At 59.9% G+C, this 6,141-nt stretch carries 7 protein-coding genes; 6 read left to right on the forward strand and 1 reads right to left on the reverse strand.

From position 1 onward, the window contains the following. Positions 1–75: 75 nt before the first annotated feature. Positions 76–702, reverse strand: coding sequence for a hypothetical protein (locus tag L6966_RS11530; RefSeq protein WP_237225057.1), 627 nt, complete (start codon positions 700–702; stop codon positions 76–78). Between the two features lie 299 nt (positions 703–1,001). Between L6966_RS11530 and L6966_RS11535 the strand changes: the two genes are divergently transcribed. From L6966_RS11535 to rlmB, 6 genes are all read left to right on the forward strand, one after another. Then, entirely contained in the window at positions 1,002–1,487 is a 486-nt protein-coding gene (locus L6966_RS11535) for a CarD family transcriptional regulator (protein WP_237225056.1), read from the forward strand. A gap of 23 nt (positions 1,488–1,510) precedes the next feature. Beyond that, positions 1,511–2,287: a 2-C-methyl-D-erythritol 4-phosphate cytidylyltransferase gene (gene ispD / locus L6966_RS11540; RefSeq protein ID WP_237233431.1), complete on the forward strand. Its 777-nt coding sequence runs from the start codon at positions 1,511–1,513 to the stop codon at positions 2,285–2,287. Beyond that, positions 2,284–2,763: a 2-C-methyl-D-erythritol 2,4-cyclodiphosphate synthase gene (ispF, locus tag L6966_RS11545; protein WP_237233432.1), complete on the forward strand. Its 480-nt coding sequence runs from the start codon at positions 2,284–2,286 to the stop codon at positions 2,761–2,763. The genes ispD and ispF overlap by 4 nt, the downstream gene beginning before the upstream one ends. A 98-nt stretch (positions 2,764–2,861) precedes the next feature. Further along, positions 2,862–3,086: a hypothetical protein gene (locus L6966_RS11550; RefSeq protein WP_237233433.1), complete on the forward strand. Its 225-nt coding sequence runs from the start codon at positions 2,862–2,864 to the stop codon at positions 3,084–3,086. After that, entirely contained in the window at positions 3,083–4,510 is a 1,428-nt protein-coding gene (gene cysS, locus L6966_RS11555) for a cysteine--tRNA ligase (protein ID WP_083091599.1), read from the forward strand. Before L6966_RS11550 ends, cysS begins: the two co-directional genes overlap by 4 nt. 43 nt (positions 4,511–4,553) lie before the next feature. After that, positions 4,554–5,534 (forward strand): 23S rRNA (guanosine(2251)-2'-O)-methyltransferase RlmB, encoded by a 981-nt coding sequence (gene rlmB, locus L6966_RS11560; RefSeq protein ID WP_237233434.1) that lies wholly within the window; start codon positions 4,554–4,556, stop codon positions 5,532–5,534. Positions 5,535–6,141: the final 607 nt, after the last annotated feature.

The following is a 6,141-nucleotide window of genomic DNA, read 5'->3' on the forward strand; positions in this document are numbered from 1 at the left end:
GCGCCTCCTGGATGAGATATAAGGGCTGGCCCCGGGTACCCGGGGCCAGCCCTTTGCTTCTCTTGGGTAGGCTCCTTAGTAGGTCGCGGTGGCTGTAGCGGTTTCGGCAGGCACAACGGCTTCTGCGGGTGCAACTGTCTCTGCAGGTACAGTGGGCATAGCGGGTACAGCTGTTTCTGTGGGTGTAGCCGTCTCTGCGGGCGCAGCGGTTGAGCCGCCGGGCACGTAGTCGGTGTACTCAGGCAGGGTACCGTCGAGCACCGGCAGGTTGAATGCTTCGGTTGTTTCGCCAATAACGCCTTCAGCCTCGATGGTTAGGCCGGGAGCTTTTGAGGTTGACGGGATAATAACTTGGTTGGCTTCGTCTTCTAGCTTGATGACCTGACCGGGATCTGCCGTGAGGGTGAAGGACTCACCGCCACCCAGATTGAAGGTAACCGTTTGCTGGGAGTCTCCCGTGTTGTAGACAGTGCCGAGTACTCGGCCGGGCTGGCCCTCACCCGCAGAGATGATGAGCAGGTTGCGCATATCGACGCGCTTGCCCTCAGGCCACATGGTGAAAGAGACGCCGTCGCTGGCATCGTAGACGATGGTGGTGGCGGGGTCGTTGGTGTAGGTGCAGCCGGTTGCTGCGAGGGTGGCAACTGCGATGAGGGCGGTTGCACCGGCTCGCTTGAGGTTCTTGGACGCTACGAACTTCACGGCGTGAACTCCTTGGTGTTGGTATGCCCGCAGGGGGAGGGCAGTGTGTGTGCTCCGCGCGCCTACGCACGGTTTTGTTTTTATCTGGTCACATTCTATCTGGTTTGGCGACGGAACGTCCGTATCAACAACCCAAAGGCGGTAAATGAAGCGGTGCGGAGCGCGGGGGGCTGTGTTCGCCGGTGCTGGGGCAGTAGCCTGATGCAGGGCAGGGTGGGCCTGACCCATGATTTTGAGATTTTAAGGGTGCTGTCTATGCGTGCATGCTAGAATAGATAGGCTGAAAGGGGTTTATCCATATGGTTTTTGAGGTTGGCGAAACAGTCGTTTACCCTCACCACGGTGCCGCAACGATCGAAGAGATTAAGATGCGCAAGGTTCGTGGCGAAGAGAAGATGTACCTGAAACTCAAGGTCGCTAACGGTGACCTGGTGATTGAGGTGCCCGCTGAGAATGTCGATATGGTGGGCGTGCGCGACGTGGTCGATGAGCGCGGCTTGCAGGAGGTCATTGATGTGCTACAGGCGACCGATACTGAAGAGGCCGCTAACTGGTCCCGCCGCTACAAGGCAAACGTTGAGAAGCTGGCATCCGGCGACGTTTTGAAGGTTGCCGAGGTCGTGCGTGACCTCTGGCGCCGCGAGAACGACCGTGGCCTATCTGCCGGTGAGAAGCGTATGCTGGCTAAGGCCCGCCAAATTCTCTCATCAGAGGTCGCCCTGGCTAAAGATATCAATGAAGAGGCCGCCGAGGTTGAACTCGATAAGATTCTCGAGGGCGTCTAAACTTTCGGGTATGCTCACTAGCTGTGAGCACTCTAGATTTTTCTGACACAGCGGGCACCGCAACCAGATCTAATGGTTCGGTGCTCGCTGTTGTTATTGTGGCCGCCGGTTCCGGCTCGCGTCTGGGCGCGGGTATACCGAAGGCCGCGGTGCAGTTGGCTGGGCGCACCCTCCTGGAATGGGCGCTCATGGGAGCCCACACCTCGGGTGTGGCGGCCCGTCTGGTGGTGACGGTTCCGCCGCAGGATGCTGAGCTGAGGGCGGTCTGTGCCCGGTATGGTGCTCTGGCAGTAGGGGGCGGGGCCACCCGCGCTGAGTCGGTGACGGCGGCTTTAGCTTCGATTGCGGACGCCGCACCTCTGCCAGGTGCCCCAGACCAGCTGCCCACCGGCGTCCTGGTACACGATGCCGCCCGCTGCTTCACCCCTGCCGGGGTCTATCACCGGGTGGCGGCGGCTCTAGCGGCGGGTGAGAAAGCCGTGATTCCGGTGCTGCCGGTGGTTGATACCATCAAAACTGTAGATGCCAGCGGGTACGTGAGTGGCACTCCGGCCCGTTCCGAGTTGCGCGCTGTGCAGACCCCCCAGGGTTTTGACCTGGCCACTCTGCTCCAGGCTCACCGCGATGTTGCCTCTCTAACCCCCGAGGTAGCTGAAAGTATCACCGATGATGCCATGCTGGCTGAAACTCTGGGCCTGCCGGTCGCTACTGTTGAGGGGGCAGCCGAGGCCTTCAAAATTACGACGCCCCTTGACCTGACCCTAGCAGCAGCCCTCTACGACGAAAAGAGAGAATCATGATTCCCCGTATCGGTACCGGCACTGATGTGCACGCTTTTGGTGGGGAGGGCACCGAACTGTGGGTGGCCGGTCTGCACTGGCCGGGCCAGCGTGGCCTTTCTGGCCATTCGGATGGTGACGTGGTGGCCCATGCGGCTGCCGACGCCCTTTTCTCTGCTAGCGGTACGGGCGATTTGGGATCGAATTTCGGGGTGGATCGCCCCGATATGGCGGGTGCCTCTGGTGTGCGTATCCTGTCTGAGGCTGCTGCCATTGTGAGAGCTGCCGGATTTGAGATTGGCAATATAGCGGTGCAGCTGATTGGCAATAAGCCCAAGTTTTCCCCGCGTCGGGACGAGGCCAACCGCGTCCTGTCTGAGGCCGCCGGCGCCCCGGTGACCGTCACCGCCACCACCACCGACGGGCTGGGGCTGACCGGGCGCGGCGAGGGGGTAGCGGCTACCGCTGTGGCCCTGGTATACCGTAAGGACGATTGAGCCAAGGCCCAGCGTCGGGTGCGCTCAGAGGGAGTTAAGTCAGCGCTAGAATAAGCCTGTCCCTATTCCGACTCACCCCTAGCTGTAAAGAAGTACCTGTGAACCCTGACCCCCGCCCTTGTGTGTTGAGTCAGAATGGGGACCGCGTCATCGCCCGGACCACCACCTGCCCGTTGGTATCAGCCTCACCCCTGGCGTCCGCCCCGGGTCGTGATGTGCGGGGGCACCGCTGCCTACCGCATGGCCGTCTCTCCCTGCTGATTAACCACGCGGCAAGCGTCCTGGTACCGGTTCTACAGCGCACGGTAAACTATGAGGCGTGACTCTACGTTTTTATGATTCAGCAACAGCAAGTGTCCGTGACTTCACGCCGGTGCACCCCGGTGAGGCCCGTATCTACTACTGTGGCGCTACCGTGCAAGGCGCTCCGCATATTGGACACGTGCGCTCGGGCCTGGTCTTTGACCAGCTGACCCGCTGGCTGACCTACCGGGGTTACAAGGTCACCACGGTGCGTAACGTCACCGACATTGACGACAAGATTCTGGCAAACTCGGCGGCTTCTTTTGAGCCTGACTACACCGGTGAGCACCCACAAGAGGAATGGTGGGCACTGGCCTACCGTTTTGAGCGAGTCTTTGGGGGAGCCTATGCGGCCCTGAACATCGCGCCCCCCACCTACGAGCCGCGCGCGACCGGCCATATTCCCGAGATGTTTGCTCTCATCCAAGGTCTGATTGATCGCGGCCACGCCTACCCGGCCACCGATGGCTGCGGTGACGTCTACTTCGATGTGCGTTCCTGGAGCAACTATGGTGCTCTTACCCGCCAAAAGATTGACGACATGCAGGACGCCCCGGACGCCGACCCCCGCGGCAAGCGCGACCCCCGCGATTTTGCCCTCTGGAAGGGGCACAAGGAGGGCGACCCCGAAACCGCCTCGTGGGGCTCCCCCTGGGGCCGGGGCCGCCCTGGCTGGCACCTGGAATGCTCCGCTATGGCCGGTAAGTACCTGGGTGAGACCTTCGATATTCACGGTGGCGGGCTTGATTTGCGCTTCCCCCACCATGAAAACGAGATGGCCCAGTCGCAGGCGGCAGGCTACGGCTTTGCCAACTTCTGGATGCACAACGGCCTAGTCAACTACGAAGGTGAGAAGATGTCCAAGTCCATTGGCAACATCATCACCCCCGCCCAGATGCTTGAGCTAGCCCGCCCCTTGGTTGTGCGCTACTACCTGGGCCAGGCCCACTACCGCTCCGTACTCGACTACCACCCCACCTCTCTTGAAGAGGCCCGCGTAGCGGTTGAACGCGTCGAATCTTTTCTGGTAGCAACTCAGCAGTACCACCGTGCCGACGCTGAGGTTCCGGCTGACTTTGCCGAGGCCATGGACGATGACCTCAACATCCCCAAGGCTCTCGCCACGCTGCACGCGGGCGTCCGCGTCGGAAACGCTGCGCTCGCCGCTGGTGAGCCTGTGCAGGATGCCGCCGAGCAGGTCTATGCCATGGCTCGGGTGCTGGGTCTGGTTGAGCTCATGTCTTTCAGCCAGACGGGAGCCGCCACCAACGAACCCGGTGAACACGCAGCACTCGACTCCCTCATCCAGACCATGCTTACTCAGCGAGCCGAAGCCCGCGCGGCAAAAGATTGGGCTCGGGCTGACCAGATTCGTGACGCCCTCGCGGCCGCAGGTATCACGGTCAAGGACGGCGTGGACGGCTCCACCTGGTCACTCAGCTAAGCTAGACAGCAAGACTTCAGACAGCACGTAAAGGAATCAACGTATGGCCAAGGCAGGATCACGCCCCGGCGCAACCAGCAAGAAGAAGGGCCCCACCAAGGGCACTGGCGGCCACGGGCGCAAGGCCCTCGAAGGTCGCGGCAACACCCCCAAGGCTGAAGACCGCGTCTACCACAAGGCCCACAAGATGAAGCGGGCCGCAGAAAACCGTAAGGCTACGGGTACTCTGCGCTCTCGCCAGCCCCGCCTGGGCGGCAAGCGCGCCTCCGACGAGCTGGTGACTGGGCGCAACTCTGTGCTTGAAGCTCTTCAAACTGAAATTCCCGCTAAGACCCTCTTTGTCATGTCCCGCATTGAGGCCGATGATCGTGTTCGTGACATCATGACCGAAGCTAACAAGCAGGGCCTGCCCATGCTTGAAATCAGCCGCAACGAACTGGATCGTCTAACCGACCATGCCGTTCACCAGGGGGTGGCCCTGCAAATTCCCCCTTACAAGTACCCGGACGCCAGTGCCCTGGTTCTTGATACCATGGACCGCTGGTACGACAAGCAGATGGAGACCCCGCCCCTCTTTGTTGCCCTAGATGGCATCACCGACCCCCGTAACCTGGGTGCGATTATCCGTTCCGTCTCTGCTTTCTCGGGCAACGGTGTGATTATCCCCGAGCGCCGTTCTGCCGCTGTGACCGCTTCTGCCTGGAAGACCTCCTCGGGTGCGGCGGCCCGTATCCCGGTTGCGAAGGCGACCAATCTGACCCGCGTCATCCAGCAGGCCAAGGATGCCGGCATTTTCGTTGTTGGTCTTGACGGCGGTGGCGATGTTGACCTGCCCAACCTTGAACTGGCCTCCGAGCCTCTCATGGTTGTTGTAGGTTCAGAGGGTAAGGGAATCTCGCGCCTTGTTGCCGAGAACTGCGACCAAATCGTTTCAATCCCTATTAGTTCAGCTATGGAATCCCTCAACGCCTCTATGGCTGTCGGCATCTCCCTCTATGAGGTCTCACGCCGCCGCGCAGCCTAAAGATTGTGTTTTACGACTCATGTGCTCCTTCGCAAACAGCGGGGGAGCACTTTGGTGTGTAAGGTGCTTCACATGCGTACTGCGGTATTTATGGGCCCTTAGGTGCCTCTTTAAAAAACTTTTAAAAAACTTTTTCTACCTTCAAAGTGGCTTTGATAAGGCTTTTTACTACCCATCTACTGCCGAGAGTGCCCCAATATCACCTCAAAGGGCCTTGTCTCGGTTTGCGCAACGGCGCCAACCCCCGTACAGTAGAACGAGTCGTTACGGCAGGAACACAAACCACCGTAACCCACCATCTCATCACCCAGCCACCTAAATGACCTGCACGAAACTTGCAGATTACAGGTAAGCTCAGATAAGATGGGCAGGCTGCCCTGGTGACGGGGTGGCCAGAAGACAAATAACCAGCCCCTTCCTCAATTCAACCCAGCGTGCGCGCCCACCAGAAAAACAGGGTGAAAAGCCACCAAGGGGGTACGGTGGGGTGTGGTCTGTTGCTTGAAAACTCAATAGCGTACCAATGTTATAAATAACATTCTTATCGTCCACACTACACGCTCCTGTTCGCACAGGAGTACCGGTAGTGCGGAAATTGAACTGATAC

Source organism: Rothia nasisuis (genome assembly GCF_928381405.1).
In the GTDB taxonomy this organism is placed as follows: Bacteria; Actinomycetota; Actinomycetes; order Actinomycetales; family Micrococcaceae; genus Rothia; species Rothia nasisuis.

What these genes read in the sequence shown, in the direction of transcription:
- ispF (WP_237233432.1), top strand. Translation starts at nt 2,284, where the DNA reads ATGATTCCCCGTATCGGTACCGGCACTGATGTGCACGCTTTTGGTGGG.
- rlmB (WP_237233434.1), top strand. Translation starts at nt 4,554, where the DNA reads ATGGCCAAGGCAGGATCACGCCCCGGCGCAACCAGCAAGAAGAAGGGC.
- L6966_RS11535 (WP_237225056.1), top strand. Translation starts at nt 1,002, where the DNA reads ATGGTTTTTGAGGTTGGCGAAACAGTCGTTTACCCTCACCACGGTGCC.